Below are 20,346 nucleotides of genomic sequence, written 5' to 3' on the forward strand. Positions count from 1 at the left end.
CGAAGCCACCCCAGCCACGACCCCTCGCAGCCTTCTGATCGGACTCTTCCTGCAACTGCTCATGCGAGGCATCCAGATCCGACTCTGACTCGGCCTTGGCCCACCGGCGCCTGGAGATGATCCGGCGTCCGATGAATCCGAGCAGCGCCGGGGTCAGGGTGAGCGCCACGAGCACTGCTACGGCGACTGTGCCAGCGGCGGACATGCCGAGCAGGGTAAGGAAGGGCAGCCCGGGCACGGCAAGCGCAGCCAGCGCGATGATCACTGTGATACCGGCAAAGAGGACTGCGTTGCCCGCGGTTCCGGTGGCTCGTGCGATCGATTCCTGGAGGTCCATGCCGCGGAGCAATTGGGTCCGGTGCCGGTTGACGATGAACAGTGAATAGTCGATTCCGACGGCGAGCCCCAGCATCAGGGCGAGCACAGGCGTAATGGAGCTCATCGAGATGACACCGGTCAGCGCGAAGGTCACGCCCACACCAATCCCTACGCCGACAATGGCCATCAGGAGCGGTAAACCCGCTGCGACAAGGGTTCCGAGCATGACGATCAGAACAATTACTGCCACCACCAGGCCCACGACCTCGGCGATACCGAAGATCTCGGAGATGTCCTGGACGATCTCTTTGCTGTAATACACGTCGACTCCAGCATCGGTCACCACGTCAACAGCATCCTGAACTGCCTCACGGGTTTCAGGCGTCACCGCGTCTACCGCAGTGATGAACTGAACGCTCGCTACTGCCGCGGCGCCGTCGTCGGAAACGAACTGGACTCCCGACGACGCGTCGAGGGTACGTTCCGCAAGATCAATCTCCGCGCGGCCCGCCTCGAGCTGGCTCCGCCCGTCCTCGATCTCTGCACGTGAGGCGTCGAGCTGCGCCTGGCCTTCGTCAAGCTGCGCCTCGATGGGACCCACTTGCTCGGGTGGGAGAAGGTCACGGCTCTGTTCAAACTCGGCCCGGTCCGCGTCGAGCTGGGCCTGGCCTGCGTCGGCCTGCTGTGCACCCGCCTCGAGGTCGGCGGCACCCTGCTCAAGCTCCGTCCGGCCATCGTCAATCCCTGACCGGCCTTCGTCGAGCTGGCGGGAGACATCGAAGGGATTGATGACTGACTCGACGCCATCGACCTGCTCAAGGTCGCCCAGAGCATCCTCAACCGCCGCCTGCTGCTCGGTGGTCATCGATCCGTCGGGATTCTCGAAGACAATTGTCCCCATCCCGCCGATGGCCTCGGGCATGGTCTCCCTCAGCTGGTCGAGGACCCGCTGGGACTCAGTGCCGGGGATGGTGAAGTTGTTGCTGAGCGTGCCCGAGAACGCTGCAGCTGAACCTCCGACGGCCAGCAGGATGGCTAGCCAAGCGGAAACAATCCACCAGCGCTGTCGTGATGCAAACTTGCCTAAGCGGTACAGCAGGTGTGCCATGAATTGTTCCTCGGTTCGATCAGTTGATTGATTTAGTAAGTCAGGAAAGCTGTGGCAGTCGCCGGCGGGCTAGCGGGGGTTGTTGAATCCGTCGCGCAGCATCGACAGGGCGCCAACAATCTGGTCTTCCAGTTCGGCTGCTGAACCGTCCTGCGGGTTCTCGGCGGCCGCAGCCCAGACCTGCATTGCTGCCTTGACGCAGGAGAGTACAGCCCCCACGAGGGCCAGCAGGTAAAGCGGGTTGAGGTTGCCGCCCATGCGTTCGCTGACGGCCTGGCCGATCCGGGCTTCCGCCCGCTCCCAGGCGTGCAACTGGCTGCGCATCAGTTCAGGGCTTCCCTCGGCCATCCGGAAAAGCTCGCCGCAGACGCTGAGGTTGTCAGTCTTGGCGATCGCAGCCAGCGCTGCAATCATTGCGTCCAGGAGTGGCTCGTCGGCGGGCCTGGCCATGAATTCGGCGGCCGCCAACTCAAGCAGCGCATCGGTGGTGGTGGTGAGCGCCTCTTCGGCGCTATGGAAGTAGTTGAAGAAGGTTCGGCGGGACACCCCTGCCTCCGCGGCCACCTGGTCGGCTGTAAAGTTACCCAGCCCGTGGGCGCGCGCCAGGTCCAGGGCCGACGCCGCAATGGCCCGCCGCGTGTCGAGCTTGTTCTGTTCGCGGCGACCGGGCGCTACGACGGTGTCGGTCATCTCAGACGAGGTAGCTGTGCCCGTCACCACTGCGGAATTATTCACATTCTTACACTAAGTGCAAGTTTGCATTCTGTGCAACAAGCTGGGGTGTGTATCTCATCACGTAGGCTCTCGCATGGTTGTCGTTGCTGCAGCAACCGCCTGGCACGGCAGAAACCGGCGGACGCCCCCGATAGTTCGGATGCGTCCGCCGGTTTCTGCAGCGCCCGCCCGTTTCTGCAGCGGACGGCGAGGACATGCTAGAACATCAGTCTGGACCGGATCAGGAATCTCACCCCTTCAGGAGCTTCGACAGAGAACCCGCTCCCCCGCCCGGGCACCACATCGACCGTGAGATGGGTGTGCTTCCAGTAGTCAAACTGCTCACGGGACATCCAGAACTCAATCGGCTTGGCGGGCCCATCGGTTATGCCAGCTATATCCAGCACCCCGAGCAATACGTCAGCTTCTGCGGTGATGAACTCGCCCGCCGGATAGCACATCGGTGATGACCCGTCGCAGCAGCCGCCCGATTGATGGAACATCAGTGGGCCGTGAAGATCCCATAGTTTCCTGAGCAGTTCCACCGCAGGCTCCGTCAGCGCAACCCGCGAGAAGGTTTCGCCGGGGAGCACAATGGTGGCTTCGAGTGTCACAGCATCTCCTAGAAGAAGCCCAGCTTGTTTTCGCTGTAGCTGACAAGCAGGTTCTTCGTCTGCTGGTAGTGGTCGAGCATCATCGTGTGATTCTCGCGGCCGATCCCCGACGACTTGTACCCGCCGAACGCCGCCCCTGCCGGGTAGGCGTGATAGTTGTTTACCCATACCCGGCCCGCCTGGATGTCCCGGCCAGCACGGTAGGCAACGTTGCCGTTGCGGGACCAGACCCCGGCACCCAGTCCGTAGAGGGTGTCGTTGGCGATCTGCAAGGCTTCCGCGTAGTCACTGAAGCGGGTCACCGAGACAACCGGACCAAAGATCTCCTCCTGGAAGACCCGCATGGTGTTGTTGCCCTCGAAGATCGTCGGCTTCACATAGAAGCCCTCCGAGAGGTCCCCGTCCAGGGTGATTCGCTCACCGCCGGTGAGAATCTTTGCCCCCTCCTGCTGCCCGATATCGAAATAGGAAAGGATTTTCTCCAACTGGTCATTGGATGCCTGCGCGCCAACCTGCGTGTCAGTGTCCAGGGGATTTCCCTGCACCATCTTCTCGGTGCGCGCGATGGCGTCTGCCATGAACGAGTCATACATCGACTCCTGGACCAGTGCCCGGGACGGGCAGGTGCAGACCTCGCCCTGGTTAAAAGCAAAGAGGGCAAATCCCTCGAGGGCCTTGTCATAGAAGGCGTCATTCTTGTCGGCGACGTCGCCGAAGAAGATGTTGGGGCTCTTCCCGCCGAGTTCCAGAGTGACCGGGATGAGATTCTGGCTCGCGTACTGACTGATCAACCGGCCAGTGGTTGTTTCACCGGTGAACGCGATCTTACGGATCCGCTTGGATGACGCCAGCGGCTTGCCCGCCTCGACGCCGAACCCATTCACCACGTTGAGCACTCCCGGCGGCAGGATGTCGCTGAGCAACTCCATCAGCACCAGAATCGACGTCGGCGTCTGCTCGGCTGGCTTGAGGACAACTGCGTTGCCAGCGGCGAGCGCTGGGGCTAGCTTCCAGGTGGCCATCAGAATCGGGAAGTTCCAGGGGATGATCTGACCCACCACTCCGAGTGGCTCATGGAAATGGTAGGCAGTGGTGTCATCATCCAGCTGGGATAGCGTACCTTCCTGCGCCCGAACCGCACTGGCAAAGTAGCGGAAGTGATCGGAGGCAAGCGGCAGGTCAGCGGCGAGTACCTCACGGATAGGTTTGCCGTTGTCCCAGGTTTCGGCGACCGCCAGCATCTCGAGGTTCTCATCGATCCGGTCAGCAACCCGGTTGAGGATCGCTGCACGTTCTGCCGCCGGCATTTTACCCCAGCCAGGAGCAGCCTTGTGGGCGGCGTCGAGGGCCAGCTCGATGTCTTCGGCCGTGCCCCGCGCAACCTCACAGAAGGCTTTGCCTGTGACAGGTGAGATATTTTCAAAGTACTGGCCCTTGATCGGGGCAGACCATTCGCCGCCAATCCAGTTTTCGTAGCGCGGCTTGAAGGTGATCTTGGAGCCATCCTGGCCGGGTTGGGCGTAAACAGTCATTGTCTAACTCCTTGGGTTCCGAAAGGGACGTCGTCGTCCTGATTTCGAAGTGTAGGCAGCCACCAGTTGCACGAGGGTTGCACCGCCGCCGGCGCGGATTCCGGCCGGTCAGGGCAGCTCGAGCTCGACCACCAGCCGTTCAACATGAGCGACGACGGCGGCGCGGCGCGGCGACCGTGGCGGAAGCACTCTCAGTGCGGCTGTCCAGGCCTCGGCGTCGTCGGCGGCTTCAGGTAACTGCAGATACTGCAGCACAGCCTCGGTGGCCCCGTCATTGAGCACTGCTTCGCGGAGCAGTGAGCTCACCTGTGCTCGGAGCCGAACAATCGCGGGCGCCTCGGAACGGGGCAGGACTGGGCCGTGATACATGTTCAGCGCCATCCGGTGCGCTCCACGGTCCAGGAAGTCCAGGACCTGGGAGGCATCGACTACCAACTCACGGGGTAGACGGTAGGGCCGCGAGCGTGGCACCAGCGACGGAACCTGATCGGAGAGGACGCGTCGTAGCCGCAGCATTTCGGCCCTGACCGTGATCACCGAAACGTGGTCTGGGTAGGCCATGCTCGCGAGCTGTTCAGCACTGACACCCTCGGGGTGAAGAGCGAGCAGCGTGACGAGTTCGGTGTGTCTGGCACTGAGCTCGACCGAACGGCGCCCCAGCGCGATGATCCCGTGGTCTTGTCCCAGGATCTGGAGGCCTTCCCGGTACCCCGGGGTGGTTTTAGCCGAGGCCAAGTTGCGGGCAGGTTGCTCGACCTGCAGCCGTTGAAGGCTTAGGTGTGCCTCAGCCGCAGCAACAGTTGCCTCAACGAGTGAGAGCGTATGGACAGCCACGGCGTCGTCGGTGCCGGTGATGTCCACCACTCCCAGCACAGCTCCGGAGTCGGGGTCGTGGACAGGAACGGCTGTGCAGCTCCACGGATGAACCTGACGGCTGAAATGCTCCGCACCCGCAATCTGAACGCTCCGCCCGAGGGCCAGCGCGGTGCCGGGAGCGCTGGTGCCGACGGCCCGCTCCGACCAGTCTGACCCGGCAACAAACATCATCCCTTCGGCGCGACGGCGCAACTCCCGGTCTCCGTCGACCCAGAGCAGGCGTCCATTCGCGTCTCCCACCGCCACCAGCAGTCCACTGTCGACACTCGGCTGGACCAAGAGCTTCTGGATGATGGGTAGCACAGCCGCGAGCGGGTGGTCCCGGCGGTACGCGTCAAGCTCGTCCTCCGTGCAGAACAGTGGTGCGTTGACAGCGTCGGGGTTCGGTAAATGCTGGAGGGATCGCAGCCACGATTCTTTCACCAGTGAGCGCACGCCGGATGCCGGGCCGCTGCCAAGCCGTTCGTGCGCACGATGGGCGCACTGCTGCAGGGTTCTCGATGTGAGTCCCCCCAGAATCGGCAGTTGCTGCTGCGTCATCGACACTCCGCTTCATGGTCTCCCCGCCGGTGGGGTGGGATCAGTCTAGTGCCGTGGGCAACTTTCTGTCGCGGGTGTTTGAGGATTTTCTAGCTAAAGCTGTGGCGGGGACGCCGGACAGCCTCTCGGGCCGTCTGGGTGTCGCTGGGCCCTACTCGTCGCGCGAGATGGCAATCATCTCGTCCCGGGGAACCACCTTCACTCGTTCCCTGACCAACTCGGCGTTACTGCCGCCGTCGTTCACAAAATTGGCGCCGAGCTTCAGCTCATGAGCATCAAGCTTGAGCCAACCTTCCCAGGTTGTGAAGCGGACGCCCCGCTCGGCAAGTAGGTCAATGATGGCGCTCTCTGACGGGTCCTGGGCTGGCGGGAGGTTCAGTCGGTCTTCCAAGAGGAACCCGATAGTCTCCAGAGCGTCACCCTTGGTGTGGCCGATCAGGCCCACCGGGCCCCGCTTGATCCAGCCCGTGGCGTAGATACCCGGGACGGGCGCGCCGTCTTGATCGATGACGCGGCCGCCCTCGTTGGGGATTACCCCGCGCTGGCTGTCGAAACCCACCTCGGGCAGCTCGGAGCCGAAGTATCCGATCGCGCGGTAGACCGCCTGGACTGGGTAGTCGATGAATTCACCGGTGCCACGGACGGAACCCTCCCCGGTGAGCTCGGTGCGCTCGAACCTGACGTTTGCTACCTTGCCTGGGGTCTGTGGGGAGTCGGAGATTTCGACTGGTGAATGCAGGAAATGCAGGTGGAGCCGACGGGACGCGCCGGTCGGCTCGTCGTCGACCAGCCAGTTGGTGAGGGTCTTCACCATCGTCTTGGTCTGGTTGTTGCTGGCAATCTGCTGTTCAGAGGCTTCATCGAAATCGAAGTCCTCCGGATAGAGCACAATATCCACATCGCGGGAGTGGGAGAGCTCGCGGAGTTCCAACGGGGTGAACTTCACCTGCGCGGGGCCGCGGCGTCCGAACACGTGAACGTCGGTGACGGGCGAGGCTTTCAGCCCGGCGTACACGTTGTCGGGGATCTCGGTGGAGAGCAGGTCGTCGGCGTGCTTGGAAAGTACACGGGCGACGTCGAGGGCGACATTACCGTTGCCGATCACAGCGATTTCTGTCGCGTCCAGCGGCCAGTCCCGTGGCACATCGGGGTGTCCGTCATACCAGGAGACAAACTCAGCGCCGCCAAAGGATCCGTCGAGATCGATCCCCGGAACGAGCAGGTCTGCGTCCTTGACCGCACCGGTGGAGAAGATGACTGCGTCGTAGGATTTGCGGAAGTCCGACAGGGTGAGGTCACGCCCGTAGTTGACGTTCCCCAGGAAGCGGATGTCACCGCGGTCCAGCACCTTATGCAGCGCGTTGACTATGCCTTTGATCCGCGGGTGATCAGGTGCCACCCCGTAACGGATCAGCCCATAGGGCGCCGGGTGCTGATCGAAGAGGTCGATGCTGACCGCGAAGTCGCCGCCCTGGACCTCCTGGGACTTTGTCAGGATGTCGGCGGCGTACACGCCTGCCGGGCCGGCCCCGATGATCGCGACCCGCAGCGGGCGCCCCGCAGCTGAGGTGGACACTGATTGGCCTTCTTCCCTAGTGGACAAACCGAGACGCACATTAAGCGCATAGTTTCCTATTCTAAATGCCGCGCCGGGGTGCAGTCTAAACCTGTGATGGCCGTCTCGCCGCTTCGGCAGCCGGACGCGCGGAATAAAACGCCTGATATCACTGTTGGAGCCGAGGTGACCCCTACCGAAACTGCGAGCACGCGTCAGCCCCGAAGTGAGAACTCGACGGGCATCCTTTATGGAATCGGAGCGTATGGCCTATGGGGTCTACTCCCGCTCTATTTCATCATTCTCCTGCCAGCCACGGCTATCGAGATCGTCGCGAATCGCGTCCTCTGGTCACTGGTGTTCTGCGCCCTGCTCCTGACCGTCATGAGGTCCTGGCGCACGGTTCGCGCAGCCGCAGCGAACCCACGCATTGTTGCTACGCTGGCTGTCGCCGCAATGTTGATTGCCGTGAACTGGTTTGTCTACACGTATGGCGTCACGAATGGTCACGCAATAGAGGCGGCGCTGGGTTACTTCATTAACCCGATTGTTTCGGTTCTGCTCGGGGTTGTGGTGCTCCATGAGAAGCTGCGCAGGCTTCAGTGGGCGGCCGTCGGAATGGGGGTAGTGGCGGTGGTGGTGCTTGCTATTGGCTACGGCAACGTGCCATGGATCGCTCTGACGCTGGCCTTCTCCTTCGGCTTCTACGGATTCGTCAAGAAGCGGGTCGGATCCAAGGTCGATGCTGTGTCAAGCCTGAGCATCGAAACCGCTGTGCTGACGCCGATCGCCGCAGCAGTCATGATCTGGCTGAGCGTCACTGGTGCTGCGACTGTACTCACCGAAGGCCCCGGGCACTTCTGGATCATGGCAGCAGCCGGTGTTATTACGGCAGTGCCATTGATCTTCTTCGGCGCCGCCGCGCGGCGTTTGCCGCTGACCACCATCGGCCTGCTCCAGTATCTTGCCCCAGTGCTGCAGTTCCTGCTGGCACTCTTCGTGTTCCAGGAGGAAATGCCGCTGGAGCGCTGGGTCGGGTTCGGGTTGGTCTGGGTTGCCCTGGCGATGCTCACCATCGACATGCTGCGCACCGTCCGCAAGAACTCGCGCCCGCGCCGGCCCAGTGGGGCAACACCGGTCGGGGAATCCGCGGCCGTCTAGCCGCAGCCACCTCGGACGCGTCCAGTGCTCTATCCCCGCGCCTTGGGAGTCCTTAGGCGGCCGGGAGGTTCCAGTCCCGGGGTACCACAATCATGGGGATCGGCAGGGCGCGCAGCATCTTGTTGGCGGTTGACCCTAGAAACAGTTGGCTTCGCTTCGCGAGCCGGCTGGAGCCGACGAAAACTATCTCTCCCGGATCCCACTCGATGTCATCAATAGCCTGCTCAATGGTCCGACCGTGAGCCACAGTAATCGTGGTTTCGTGGCCTTCCGGAAGCTGATCCCCTGCCCGAGCCAGCACCGAGTTGGCGTGCTGATGCGCCAGGTTGATAGCTTCACCGGTATCTGAGGTCTCATTGACGTCCAACGCCACCAGAGAGATCAGCCGCAGCGGCATCCCTCTGCGTGCTGCTGAATCGACTGCCACATCCAGGACCGCCTCGGCGCCGGCACGAGTGCCCACGGCACAGGACAACCGGGTCATCCGATCGCGGTGCCGGTACCCGCGTGGTGCCAGCCCCACCGGTACTGGAGAGGAATGCAGGACCGCGTTCGCGACACTGCCAACGGTGAACCGCCTCAGCAAGCCGTTGCTGGCTGCGCCAATGACGATCAGGCCCGCCTCGAGATCTGCTGCGACCTCCAGCAGCCCTTCAGCGAAAGAGTCGGCGAGTTTCACATGCGGCTCAACCTCGACGCCGCCAGGAATCCCCTCGATGGCTTCCTGCAGAGCAGCCATGGCACGGTTGGTGCCGGTACCAACGCTCCCATCCTGGGGCCGGTCAAGCACCGTGACCAGGTCAATGCTGGCGCCCTGGGTTCGCGCCAGCGACGTCGCCAGTGCAAGCGCGTCACGTCCGCGGTCATTGTTCGTAAAGCCAACTACATAACGCATACGGCGTGCCTTCCGGTTCGGATTCTGACCGGCGCCTCGGGATTACCGCCGCAGATCTGCTCTGGCAACCTTATCTCGGTCGGCGGGCAGTTCGGTGCTAGGACGCTGCCCGCCGGGGTACGTCACAGCTCGGTGTGAGCCGGGGCGCTGCCCTTGCGGAGAGTTTCACCGCTGAAGAACGCCGGGTTGACCCGGTACATGATCAACATCAGCACCGCGCCCAGAAGGATCACTCCGGTGCCAAGGATGAACACCAGCCCTACACCCGCTATAGAGGAGCCTGACCCGTATTCCGGGTCCATCGAATCGGTGGCTGTCTTCACAAACATGACAAGCAAGATCACTCCGCCCAGAAGCGGCGCGAGGAACTTCAGCAGAAAACTCCGGGTGCTGCTGAAGGCGACCGTCCTGAAATACCAGACGCAGGCCATGGCAGTGATCCCGTAGTAGAAGCAGATCATCATGCCAAGCGCCGTGATCGTGTCATACAGCGCGTTTTCAGACACTACCCGTGTGACCACGTAGAACCCTGACGCTGCGACGGCGGCAGCGATGGTGGCGTAGCTTGGGGATTTGTAGGTGGGGCTGATTTTGCCGTAGCTCGCTGGCAGAGCGCGGTAGTGACCCATTGACAGCAGGGTTCGGGCCGGCGACACGAAGGTCGACTGCAGGGATGCCGCTGAGCTGCTCAGCACCGTTAGGGACATCAGGATGGCAAACGGTCCCATCACCGGTCCGGCAAGCACAGCGAAGATACTTCCCTGGTTATCAACATTTCCTGCACCGAATTCCCCATCGCCGACGCCCGCGAAGGAGAGGGTGGCCAGCGCCACCGTCACGTAGATCACGACAATGACCAGGACGGTAAGCGTCGCTGCCCGGCCGGGTGTCCGCTCGGGATCCTTGGTTTCCTCGTTCATGGTCAGGGTGACATCCCAGCCCCAGTAGACAAAGATCGAGAGCGACACTCCGGCGGCGAAGGCCGAGAAGGATTCGACAGCAAACGGGTTGAACCAGTCTGGACTAATGGCAGTGGCATCGAAGGCCGTGCCGTTTGCCACGTGCACAAACGCTGCAATGGCAAACCAGCCCAGGACTATCAGCTGGAAGCCCACCAGCACGTACTGCACTGCCTTTGTCGTTTCCATCCCGCGATAGGAAACCCAACAGGCCAGGGCCACGAAGATCAGAGTGGTGACGATGTTCAGCGGCAGGTTCAGGGTCAGGTCGGCCAGTGACTCGTTCCCGGTCAGCTGGGCGAGCATCAGGTAGAAGAAGTCGACAGCAACCGCCGCCAGGTTCGAGAGAACAATGACAGTTGCGGCAATGAGCCCCCACCCGCCCATCCAGCCAACCCACGGGCCGAAAGCCCTGGTGGCCCAAGTGAAGGAGGTACCGGCGTCGGGCATTGAGTTGTTCAGTTCGCGGTAGCCGAGGGCTACCAGCAGCATCGGGATAAACCCGACCAGGAAGATGGCGGGTAGTTGCACTCCCACCTCCGCCACAGTTGGGCCGAGCGCCGCGGTCAGCGTATAGGCAGGAGCGATACAGGACACGCCGATCACCACAGCGCCCAGCAGACCGACCGATCCGGAGCTCAAACCCTTCTGGCTCAGTCCGGTGGGGGAATTCTTTGTCGGCATGGTGCTCACTACTTCACCTCAGTGGGTTGTGCGTCCGTGCCTTCTCCGGCCTCGGAGCGCGTGGCGGTAGACCGCTCCTGATGGCTCGGCTGATCCTCGAAAAATGTGTAGCTGCGCGGCACCACAACCATGGGCACTGTCAAAGCGCGCAGTATTTTGTTGGCGGTGGCTCCCAGGAACAATCGGCTGTGCTGGGCCAGACGGCTTGACCCGACCAGGAGGATCTCTCCCTCATCCCAGGCCAGGGCCCCGATCGCTTCCTCAACTGTGGCACCCTCCACCACTTCGACGCTGACCTGTCCACCCGCGGCGAGTGATGCTGCCGCTTCAGCCAACCGCGTGTTGGCGTGTTCATGGGCTGCCTCGACAGCCGCCGCGTCGGCTCCGCCATCAGTCCCGGTTGCCGGGTCAAGCGCTACCAGGGAGACCAGCCGCAGCGGGAGTCCGCGTCGGGCGGCCGAATCAACTGCTACGGCAATGACCGCGTCAGCACCGGCCCGGGTTCCCACCGCGCAGGTCAGCCGGGTGATCGGGTCAAGGCGCCTGTACCCCTGCGGTGCAAGGGCAACCGGCACGGGTGACGCATGCAGGAGCGTCCCGGCGACACTACCGACGTTGAACCGTTTGCGCAGCCCTCTGGAGCTGGCACCAATAACAATCAGTGAGGCGCCTGAATCGGCTGCTGCATCAATGAGGCCGCCGGCCTGCGAATCGGCACTGATGACGTGCGCCCTGGCCGTGACGTCGTCGGGAATCAGACCGAGTCCCTCGGCGAGCCACTCCTGGAGTTGGGCTGACAGGATGCTCTCGAACCCCCGCTCAGGAGGGTAGACGGCGTTGAAGGGCGAGTGCTCCGGCATCACCATCACCAGGTTCAGAGTGGCGCCCTGGCGGCGGGCGAGAGCAACAGCGAGGCTGACGGCGTCGCGCCCGCGATCATCAGCGGTGTACCCGACGATGTAGTCCACGCGCTTCATGCTCCCTCGGCTGCAGCGTTGCTCAGGGTATCGCTGGTCAGTGTGCTGCTGGTCAGGATGGTTGTGGCGGTGCGTTGCCCCATGCGGATAGCTCCCTCAACATGCTGATACCCCTCCGCTGCGAGATCGGAGCAGGACCAGTAAATCGGACCGACGGGGGTCAGCTGGTCGGGGCCGTAACGGTGGAGACCGCCGAGATCGTAGCTGGTGGCGTAGGCGCCCCTGGTCCATTCCTCGGAGCCCCAGTCCGACTCGTAGTAGACCTCAGGGGTGAGGGCATCAGGCCCGAGGAAGCCGGCGATGGACTCGAGGATTGCCTGCTTGCGTGCGGCCGGGTCCAACCTGAACATCGCGTCGGCCTTTTCGTCTGACACGAAGCCGACGAGGGTGCCGCGGGAGTCTGCATGGTTAGTGTTGTCGTACACCTCCTGAACGATTGAGGAGGCGCTGAATCCGGTGCCCGACAGGCCGTCGGCCCGCCAGAAAGGTGTTGGGTACACGGCATGGACCTTGATGACCAGGCCCAGGGACTGGTGCTGGTGCATTTGGTGCTGGCGACGCGGCAGCGGCGGCTCGTAGGACACCCGCGAGTACAGGTTCGGCGGAACTGCCATCACCGCGTAGCGCGCCCTGACCGTGACAGTGTCCGATACGACTGTGACGCCGTCATCGTCGGACCACCGGATGGTCCGGACCGGGCTGCCCAGGACGACGTCGTCGCCCAGACGATCCGCGAGACGTTCCGACACCAGCTGCATGCCGCCGATCACGCGCTTATCGAGGATGAAATTTTCATCGACAAGGTTCGAAAAGGATCCGGCCGAGGCTGCCATCAGCACCGCCTGCAGAGCGGAGAAGGCATGCGCTGGCTTGGTGAGCATTCCGCCCGCAATGAAGAGCCCAATGTTGTTGCAGGCTTCCTCGTCGCTGGATTGCTGCCTGAGCCAGTGGTGGAATGAGATGGTGTCGAGCGACCGAGCCTCGGGGTGTTCCCACGGCGTTTCGGGGCCAGCCTCAACCGCCAGACGGTCCAGGATTTCGATCAGACGGTTCATTTCCCCCTCGGTCGCCGCTGACACCGGGAACATGTCACCGGTGTAGCGGGTGCGGGTGCCGTCGGCGCCGATGTAGACGGAGTCGCCGGTGCGATACCTGTCGTAGGTGTCCAGCCCAAGCTCGTCAAGCATTCCCTTGAGGGCTGTCTGGTCCGGAGACACCCACTGTCCTCCGATCTCCAGCATGGCGCCGTCAATGGTGTCGGTCCAGGTGCGTCCACCGACACGATCCCGCGCCTCAAGGACTGCGACACTCAGCCCCGCCCGGCTCAACTCCCATGCAGCGGTGAGGCCCGAGGGCCCTGCTCCAACGATTACGACGTCGCGATCCAAATGCTCCACAGTTACCTCTCAGGGACGGTATGGCCCAGGCCACAAAATGAACGTTATTCATTTATTAGAGATACTGTAGCGACACCGATCAGTTTTGGAAAGGGCACAGTAGAATGGACCCGCAGCAAAGAGACGGTAAAGGGGCGGTCATGGGAACTCTGGGGGTGCCGGCGAGCCGTCGTCGGGCGGGGCGTCCGCCGCGCGGGCTCCTGTCCCGGAATCTGATCACCGACGCGGCGCTCGGGTTGATTGCCACCCACGGATACGAGGGCCTGACGATGTCTGCCCTGGCGCAGCGGCTCCGCGTCGCTCCGTCAGCACTCTACAACCATGCGGAATCCAAGCAGGAAGTGCTGCGCTGGGTCGAGGACCAGGTGATGGCGCAGGTGGATTTCAGTGCTTTCGCCTCAGCCTCCTGGGATGAGGCGGTACGCGCCTGGGCATGGTCCTACCGGGGTGTGTTCGCCACCCACGCCCCACTCATTTCCGTGATCGCAGTTCTACCCGTCACCGGGGCTCCGGAAACCCTGGCAATGTACGAGGCAGTGACAACTGGGTTCCTCAACGCCGGATGGCAGGAGGATCGCATCATCCCCGCAATTGTGGCGCTTGAGTCATTTATCTTCGGCTCGGCATTCGACACAGCCGCACCCGAGGACATTTTTGAGTCAGGCAGCCTTGGCCCCAACTACCCACTGTTCACGGCTGCCGTCCGCCGTCGGGGAGGATCGCAGGCCGATTCGGCGGACGCCGCGTTCACCATCGGCCTCGAAGCGCTCATCACCGGGCTGAAGGCGCAGTTGGTAGACTGAGCTTCCGGCTCGTCTCGCACCGCCTCCGTTCCGGGTAGGCGCCGGCGTCGTTCCCCGCCTGCCGCCGCGGTAGTTATCCGCGAAACGCACCGAAACCGACCAACGCAGCAGATATATCTGGTGCGCGTGCTGATTTCTGCTGCGCTGGCCGGGATCGAAGGCGCCTGCTTGCCATGGGCCTGCAATGTCCCCTCCATCATTCCTCGACTTGTGCAGTTGTGGCGGGTGGCAGCAGACAACTGTCCAGCAGTGGCGGGTGCGGTCGCGTCCAACCCACCATAAGTGCGCACCCATCGTCGACGGCGGTCCTCCCCGCGGTGTCAACCCGCCAGAGCTGCGCGCAACTTCCCGACGGCCGAGCGCCCGAGGCGACAACCCACCACAGCTGCGCGAGAGTTCGGTCCTGGCGCGCATGCTGATTTCTGCTGCGCTGGCCGAACCCGACGGCGTCTGGCGGCGTGGACTACCCGCAGACTACCCACGGCCTCCCAAAGCCCAATAAACCTCACCGGACCCGCCACGCAGCCCAGCAGCCCAGCAACGACAACACCCCTCCGTCGAAGCGTTAGATCCGGTGGGTTCGGCGCCAGCCGCCCCACCAGAGCTAACTATTCGGCGAAGGGGTTTGTTGGGTTTTGAAGGGAGCGTGGCGCTACTTCGCGGAGCGGATCGCCGCCTCGAGGACGTCCAGCCCATCGTTGAGGAGGTCGTCGCCAATCACCAGCGGCGGGAGCAGCCGGACCACATTGCCGTACGTGCCACAGGTCAGGATGATGACGCCCTCCTGCAGACACGCCCCAGCGATAGCCTTGGTGGCCTCCGGGTTGGGAGTCTTGGTCCCGGGCACCACGAATTCAAGAGCCAGCATCGCTCCGCGGCCGCGGATTTCGCCAATGATTGACTGCTCCCCCAGATCCTCCTGCAGGGCCCGCAGCCGCGAGGTTGCCAGCTCCTCAATCGCCAGCGCACGTGCAGCAAGGTCCTGCTCCTGCATCGTTTCGATCGCTGCGAGCGCCGCAGCACATGCCACCGGGTTGCCACCAAAGGTACCGCCCAGGCCGCCGGGATGTACGGCGTCGAGCAGGTCTGCCCGACCAGTGATTGCCGAGAGTGGCATGCCGCCAGCGATCCCCTTGGCCATGGTGATGATGTCGGGCACTACACCCTCGTGGTCGACGGCGAACCAGGCACCGGTCCGGCAGAAGCCTGACTGGACCTCGTCAGCGATGAGCACCACCCCGTTGGCTTTGGCCCACGCGGCCAACGCCGGCAGGAATCCGTCGGCGGGCACAATGAAGCCACCCTCCCCCTGGATCGGTTCAATGATGATCGCGGCCAGTGAACTAACGCCAATCTGCTTTTCCATCATGGTGATGGCGCGCTGAGCTGCCTCGGCTCCGGTGATTGAGGGGTTTTCCTCGCGGAACGGGTAGCTCATCGGCAGCCGGTAGATCTCAGAGGCGAACGGGCCGAAGTCGCCAGCCGGACCACCCTTGTAGGGCAACGACTTGGCAGTCAGTGCCATCGTGAGGTTGGTCCTGCCGTGGTAGGCGTGATCGAAGGCAGCGACAGCTGTGCGCCCGGTCGCCAGACGCGCCACCTTGATCGCGTTCTCGACAGCCTCAGCGCCCGAGTTGAACAGCACTGAGCGCTTCTCGAAGTCGCCAGGAGTCAGCTCGGCGAGCTTCTCGGCCACTGCAATATAGCCCTCGTAAGGGGTGACCATGAAGCAGGTGTGGGTGAAGTGCTCAACCTGCTCCTTGACGGCGCCGACAACGGCGGGGTCGGACGCACCCACGCTGGTCACGGCAATGCCTGAGCCGAGATCGATGAACGAGTTGCCGTCGACGTCGTGAATGATGCCGCCGTCGGCGTCGGCCACATACACCGGCACCCCGGAGGCAACCCCCTTGGCCACTACTGCCGCACGGCGGGCGGCAAGCTCGGTGGACTTCGGGCCGGGGAAGTCCGCGATGATCTTGCGCTTTTGCTCGAGCCGGAACTGCGGCTGGGTTACCTGGGTGGTCATAGTGAAACTGCCTTTCTAAACATCCAGCGCGCTCATGACGTGCTTGATCCGGGTGTAGTCCTCAACGCCGTACATCGAGAGATCCTTGCCGTAGCCGGAACTTTTGAATCCTCCATGTGGCATCTCGGCGGTGAGAAGAATGTGGGTATTGATCCAGACGGCCCCGAAGTCGAGGTCGCGGGAGACCCGCATGGCCGTGCCATGATCGGTGGTCCAGATACTTGAGGCCAGCGCGTACTCGACGTCGTTGGCCAGTTCCACCGCCTCAGCCTCGGTGGTGAACTTCTGCACAGTTATGACCGGGCCGAAGGTTTCCTTCTGGACAATGTCATCGCTCTGACGAGCGCCGGTGACAATAGTGGCTTCGTAGAAGTACCCCTTGTCGCCGGAGCGCTTGCCGCCGATCTCCACCGTGCAATGCTCCGGAAGCGCGTCCATCACCGCGTTGACTGAGTTGAAGTGGTTGATGTTGTTCAGCGGACCGAAGTAATTTTGGGAATCATCGGCGTTGCCCGTCGTCAACGTTTCGGTGTGGGCCACCATGGCGGCCACCAGATCGTCGTGGACGGAGTCCTGCACCAGCACTCGGGTGATCGCCGTGCAGTCCTGGCCCGCGTTGAAGAAGGAGAACTCGGCGATTGCTGCGGCGGTCTTCTTGATGTCCGCGTCAGCGAAAACGACAGCTGGCGCCTTACCGCCCAGTTCGAGGTGAGCGCGCTTGAGTGTCTTGGCGGCTCCGGTGGCGACGGCGATGCCGGCGCGCACCGATCCCGTGATCGAAACCAGCCCGGGGACCGGGTGGTCCACCATGGCCGCGCCAGTCTCGCCGGTCCCGAGCACCACGTTCAGCACACCGGGAGGCAGGATCCCCTGGGTGAGCTTCGCCAGCACCAGGGTGGATTCGGGGGTGGTGTCACTAGGCTTGAGGACAACGGTGTTGCCGGCTGCCAGCGCGGGACCGATCTTCCAGATGGCCATCAGCAACGGATAGTTCCACGGCGCGACCTGGGCAACCACGCCGATCGGCTCGCGGCGGATATAGGAGGTGTGCCCTTCGACGTACTCGCCAGCTGACTTGCCTTCCAGCAGTCGGGCGGCGCCGGCAAAGAAGCGAAGCTGGTCGGCACCTACTGCGACTTCCTCGGCCGCGATCAGGTCGCGTACCTGACCGGTATTTCGGTGCTGCGCTTCCACCAGCTCGTCGCTGGCCGCCTCAAGCGCGTCGGCCAGCTTCAGCAGCATGAGCTGGCGCTGACTCGGCGTGACGTGCTTGAACCTGGTGAAAGCCTCGGCGGCCGCCGTCATGGCGACGTCCACATCCGACGTCAGCGAAACGGGCGCCTTCGCCACAACCTCACCGTTGGTCGGATTGACGATGTCCAGCAGTTCGGTGCCAGCCGGCGTCACGAACTCGCCGTTGATAAAATTCTGGAGGGTGGTTACCACGGTATTCATCCCTTTTCTGGTGATGGGTCAACGGATCACTGCGGATCCGTCGCAGCGTAAATCCACTGCCGACCCTACGCCCCCTGACATTCCTCGGCCTAGGGTGATCCGCACAACGGTACGAGCCACCTGTGATGCACCCGCACAGTGTCGCCGTCATATAGTTGAGGGATGGCCATCACGCTCCCCGCTCTCCTTTCGGCCGCTGGCCTCGGCCTCCACCCCGTCGGGTCGACCCACGCCCTGGACACCCCCATCCAATGGGTAGCCGTCACCGAACTCGAGGACCCGCTGCCCTTCCTCAGCGGCGGAGAAGTGGTCCTGACAACTGGGGTGAGGCAAAAGACGACAGCTGCCCAGCGTGCCTTTGTGCGCCGTGTGCACGAATCCGGGGCGCTGGGTATCGGATTCGGCACCGGCCTCGGGCATCAACAGGTCCCGCCAGCCCTGATCGGAGAGGCTGACGCCCTGGGGCTTCCTGTGTTCCATGTCCCCTACGAAACGCCGTTCATTGCGATCGGAAAGATCGTTGCTGATTCACTTTCGGCTGACCACTATTCACGGCTCGAGAGCCTGCTGAAGGGTCACCAGATTCTTGCGTCAGCGCTCCTCGGAGAGGGCGGCCTGCCCCAGTTACTCAAGGAACTTGCAGCCATGCTGGGTACCGGCGTCGTCCTCTCGCAGTACGGGGCGGAGCTGTTCGCTACCGCAGCACGATCGGGCGGTCATTGGCACCGGCTGCCGGTGGCAACTGGTTTGAAGGACCGCTGCACACTGGCCATCGCTGAACCCTATGACCCCAACGCCATCGTGGCGTATGCGCAGAGCCTCATTAGCGTTGAGTTGAGCAACCAGGCGCGACGACGGGCGAGCGAACGCGCTGTTGCCGGGCAACTCTTCCAGGACGTGGTGCGGGGGACGCTCGCTGGTCCGGACGCCGTCGCACGCCTCGGCGGGGCAGGAATCGACACCGGGCTGAGGCAGGTGGTACTGATCGTTGAGGTGGCTTCCGGCCAGCGCCGCGCGCTCCGTACCCTGCCAACACCGGCGGGTTTCGACTCGGGAGTTGAAGCCCTCGTTGACGAGAGGCTGGTGATCGCCGTGCCCGACGGCGACGGGCCAACCCTTGGCCAGCGGATGAGCGGGTACCTGCACGGGGCCGGGTTGACCGCCAAGGTCGGTTTTGGGGGCGCCTATGCACAGGCGAGCGGCTTCCGTTGGAGCTACTTCGAGGCGCGCGAATCGCTTACGCGCGGGCTCCCCGTCAACAGCCCGGACCGGCTCAGTCTGACGTCGCTGCTGATGGCCAGCGAGGATGTGCCCCTCGCGGACCTCGCTGCCGAAGCGCTGGACCCCGTAGCCGCGTTCGACCAGCGGCACCACGCCGAATTGCTGCTCACGCTTGAGCGGTACCTGTCGCTGAACGGTTCGGTGGCTGCAGTGGCCGAGGTCCTGCAGCTCCACCGGAATACCGTCCGGTACCGGCTGCAGCAGATCCAGGACCTCAGCGGTTATGATCCCGGGGTCACAGCTGATCGAGTCCATTTGTATCTGGCCTTGAACGTAAGGGGGCTGCGGTAGCCGGCCTACGGATTCCGGCGGCGGCACCGCAATTTTAGAATAAGCTGGTATTCCATGATTCGGCGTGGTCAAATTACCTCAGCCAGACAGCAACCGCTCCCCGCGACGCGCATCCGGCGGATGCCGCTCAAGGGGGACTTGAGGGCGCTTCTCACGGAAAGACGCTCTCATGACACACCGTAATCGCCTGTTGGCTTTTGGCGCCTGCGCCGCACTCGTTGCCGGCTCCACCTTCCTCGCAGCCCCGGCAGTGGCAGCTCCCAACTCTGCAGCATGCATTTCGGCGCAGACGGCACTCGGGTTCTCGCTGGACTCCGCGTCAGTTGATATCGGCCTCGCCTACGACCTGAAGGCAGCTATTGCCGCCGTCGAAGCCGCCGGTGTTGCGCTGGAAGAGGCATACCTGAATGCCGACGTGGCAGAGACCGAGGTGTACGCCGCATACGAGTCAGCATTCGAGGCCTTCGAGGCGGCAATTGTCGCCGTTGACCTAACCCAGGCTGCCCTTGACGCGGCGCAGACCGCCAAGATTTTCGCTGATGATCGGGTGGAGGCCGCTGAGCTGGCTCTCGCCGCGGTGGGGGCTGACGACGCCGCAGGCCGTCTTGCCGCCGAAGCCGAACTGACAGCAGCCCGAGCCGTGCAGACGGAGGCGACCAGTGAGTTGGCGACGAGGCAGGTGGAGCGGGACGCCGCACCTGCCTCACTCGTGGCCGCTGAAGCTGTCCTGATGGAGGCGCAAACCGCACTGGATAACGCGCTCTATACCGACGACCTAATCGCCGCCGAAGATGCCTACTATGCCGCAGTCGATGTAATCGAGGGGATCCTGTCCGATCTGGACGGTCCGGGCACCAGTCCTGAAGAGGTACAGGCGCTGGTGAACGCGGCCCTCGCAGCCTGCGCCGCGACTGGGAATGGGACAGGCCAGGGCATCGAGGTTCCCGTCATCGCGATAACTCCCGGCCCCCCGTCCAACCCAGGCGTCGTCGCGGCCGGAACCAGTACCGGAACCGGGAGAGGGCTGAATGTGCAAACCGCTGCCAGCGATTCAGGCGAGCGCGGCAGCGTGCTTGAGCTCACCGGAGCGGCGGGAGCGGCGCTGCTCCTTCTTTCAGGTGTTGCTCTCTGGTTCCGCCGATCCACCAGGGCCTGAC

Annotated in this window: 16 protein-coding genes; 4 read left to right on the forward strand and 12 right to left on the reverse strand. The window is 63.3% G+C overall.

What is annotated here, in order from left to right; genetic code table 11:
* The 6 genes from Y703_RS21810 to Y703_RS0116620 all read right to left on the reverse strand — a co-directional run.
* On the reverse strand, positions 1-1,426 hold a 1,426-nt coding region (locus Y703_RS21810; RefSeq protein ID WP_035765716.1), incomplete at its 3' end, for an MMPL family transporter.
* 69 nt (positions 1,427-1,495) lie between these two features.
* The gene (locus tag Y703_RS0116600) at positions 1,496-2,161 is read right to left on the reverse strand and encodes a TetR/AcrR family transcriptional regulator (protein ID WP_155849580.1); all 666 of its coding nucleotides are present in this window, start codon (positions 2,159-2,161) and stop codon (positions 1,496-1,498) included.
* 197 nt (positions 2,162-2,358) lie between these two features.
* On the reverse strand, positions 2,359-2,754 hold the full coding sequence (locus Y703_RS0116605; RefSeq protein WP_026553603.1) for a DUF779 domain-containing protein: 396 nt from the start codon (positions 2,752-2,754) through the stop codon (positions 2,359-2,361).
* A gap of 8 nt (positions 2,755-2,762) precedes the next feature.
* The gene (locus Y703_RS0116610) at positions 2,763-4,286 is read right to left on the reverse strand and encodes an acetaldehyde dehydrogenase ExaC (RefSeq protein ID WP_026553604.1); all 1,524 of its coding nucleotides are present in this window, start codon (positions 4,284-4,286) and stop codon (positions 2,763-2,765) included.
* 108 nt (positions 4,287-4,394) lie between these two features.
* Positions 4,395-5,702, reverse strand: coding sequence for a GAF domain-containing protein (locus tag Y703_RS0116615; RefSeq protein WP_026553605.1), 1,308 nt, complete (start codon positions 5,700-5,702; stop codon positions 4,395-4,397).
* Positions 5,703-5,853: 151 nt separating this feature from the next.
* The gene (locus Y703_RS0116620) at positions 5,854-7,278 is read right to left on the reverse strand and encodes an FAD-dependent oxidoreductase (RefSeq protein ID WP_026553606.1); all 1,425 of its coding nucleotides are present in this window, start codon (positions 7,276-7,278) and stop codon (positions 5,854-5,856) included.
* A gap of 165 nt (positions 7,279-7,443) precedes the next feature.
* Here Y703_RS0116620 and rarD point away from each other — a divergent pair, with 165 nt between their 5' ends.
* Positions 7,444-8,418, forward strand: coding sequence for an EamA family transporter RarD (rarD, locus tag Y703_RS0116625; protein ID WP_026553607.1), 975 nt, complete (start codon positions 7,444-7,446; stop codon positions 8,416-8,418).
* Between the two features lie 52 nt (positions 8,419-8,470).
* On the opposite strand, the gene Y703_RS0116630 is transcribed toward rarD, so the two are convergent.
* The 4 genes from Y703_RS0116630 to Y703_RS0116645 form a co-directional block, all read right to left on the reverse strand.
* On the reverse strand, positions 8,471-9,313 hold the full coding sequence (locus Y703_RS0116630; RefSeq protein WP_026553608.1) for a universal stress protein: 843 nt from the start codon (positions 9,311-9,313) through the stop codon (positions 8,471-8,473).
* A gap of 122 nt (positions 9,314-9,435) precedes the next feature.
* Positions 9,436-10,956, reverse strand: a complete 1,521-nt coding sequence (locus Y703_RS0116635; protein ID WP_155849583.1) for an APC family permease — start codon at positions 10,954-10,956, stop codon at positions 9,436-9,438.
* Between the two features lie 8 nt (positions 10,957-10,964).
* Positions 10,965-11,924, reverse strand: a complete 960-nt coding sequence (locus tag Y703_RS0116640) for a universal stress protein (protein WP_026553610.1) — start codon at positions 11,922-11,924, stop codon at positions 10,965-10,967.
* Between the two features lie 5 nt (positions 11,925-11,929).
* Positions 11,930-13,330 carry a flavin monoamine oxidase family protein gene (locus Y703_RS0116645; RefSeq protein WP_026553611.1) on the reverse strand — a complete coding sequence of 467 codons (1,401 nt, stop codon included), beginning with the start codon at positions 13,328-13,330 and terminating at the stop codon, positions 11,930-11,932.
* A 140-nt stretch (positions 13,331-13,470) separates the two neighbouring features.
* On the opposite strand from Y703_RS0116645, the gene Y703_RS0116650 reads away from it, so the two are divergent.
* A complete protein-coding gene (locus Y703_RS0116650; protein ID WP_026553612.1) occupies positions 13,471-14,133 on the forward strand; it encodes a TetR/AcrR family transcriptional regulator in 663 nt (220 codons plus the stop codon).
* A gap of 652 nt (positions 14,134-14,785) precedes the next feature.
* Here the strand turns inward: Y703_RS0116650 and gabT are convergent.
* On the reverse strand, positions 14,786-16,162 hold the full coding sequence (gabT, locus tag Y703_RS0116655) for a 4-aminobutyrate--2-oxoglutarate transaminase (RefSeq protein ID WP_026553613.1): 1,377 nt from the start codon (positions 16,160-16,162) through the stop codon (positions 14,786-14,788).
* A gap of 15 nt (positions 16,163-16,177) precedes the next feature.
* The gene (locus Y703_RS0116660) at positions 16,178-17,617 is read right to left on the reverse strand and encodes a gamma-aminobutyraldehyde dehydrogenase (RefSeq protein WP_026553614.1); all 1,440 of its coding nucleotides are present in this window, start codon (positions 17,615-17,617) and stop codon (positions 16,178-16,180) included.
* 162 nt (positions 17,618-17,779) lie between these two features.
* Between Y703_RS0116660 and Y703_RS0116665 the strand changes: the two genes are divergently transcribed.
* A complete protein-coding gene (locus Y703_RS0116665) occupies positions 17,780-19,189 on the forward strand; it encodes a PucR family transcriptional regulator (RefSeq protein ID WP_026553615.1) in 1,410 nt (469 codons plus the stop codon).
* 169 nt (positions 19,190-19,358) lie between these two features.
* On the forward strand, positions 19,359-20,345 hold the full coding sequence (locus tag Y703_RS0116670) for a hypothetical protein (RefSeq protein ID WP_026553616.1): 987 nt from the start codon (positions 19,359-19,361) through the stop codon (positions 20,343-20,345).
* Position 20,346 lies beyond the last annotated feature (1 nt).

It is taken from the genome of Arthrobacter sp. H20 (assembly GCF_000520515.1).
GTDB lineage: Bacteria > Actinomycetota > Actinomycetes > Actinomycetales > Micrococcaceae > Arthrobacter_D.

What these genes read in the sequence shown, in the direction of transcription:
- Y703_RS0116610 (WP_026553604.1), bottom strand. Translation starts at nt 4,286, where the DNA reads ATGACTGTTTACGCCCAACCCGGCCAGGATGGCTCCAAGATCACCTTC.
- Y703_RS0116615 (WP_026553605.1), bottom strand. Translation starts at nt 5,702, where the DNA reads ATGACGCAGCAGCAACTGCCGATTCTGGGGGGACTCACATCGAGAACC.
- Y703_RS0116630 (WP_026553608.1), bottom strand. Translation starts at nt 9,313, where the DNA reads ATGCGTTATGTAGTTGGCTTTACGAACAATGACCGCGGACGTGACGCG.
- Y703_RS0116635 (WP_155849583.1), bottom strand. Translation starts at nt 10,956, where the DNA reads ATGCCGACAAAGAATTCCCCCACCGGACTGAGCCAGAAGGGTTTGAGC.
- Y703_RS0116650 (WP_026553612.1), top strand. Translation starts at nt 13,471, where the DNA reads ATGGGAACTCTGGGGGTGCCGGCGAGCCGTCGTCGGGCGGGGCGTCCG.
- gabT (WP_026553613.1), bottom strand. Translation starts at nt 16,162, where the DNA reads ATGACCACCCAGGTAACCCAGCCGCAGTTCCGGCTCGAGCAAAAGCGC.
- Y703_RS0116660 (WP_026553614.1), bottom strand. Translation starts at nt 17,617, where the DNA reads ATGAATACCGTGGTAACCACCCTCCAGAATTTTATCAACGGCGAGTTC.
- Y703_RS0116665 (WP_026553615.1), top strand. Translation starts at nt 17,780, where the DNA reads ATGGCCATCACGCTCCCCGCTCTCCTTTCGGCCGCTGGCCTCGGCCTC.
- Y703_RS0116670 (WP_026553616.1), top strand. Translation starts at nt 19,359, where the DNA reads ATGACACACCGTAATCGCCTGTTGGCTTTTGGCGCCTGCGCCGCACTC.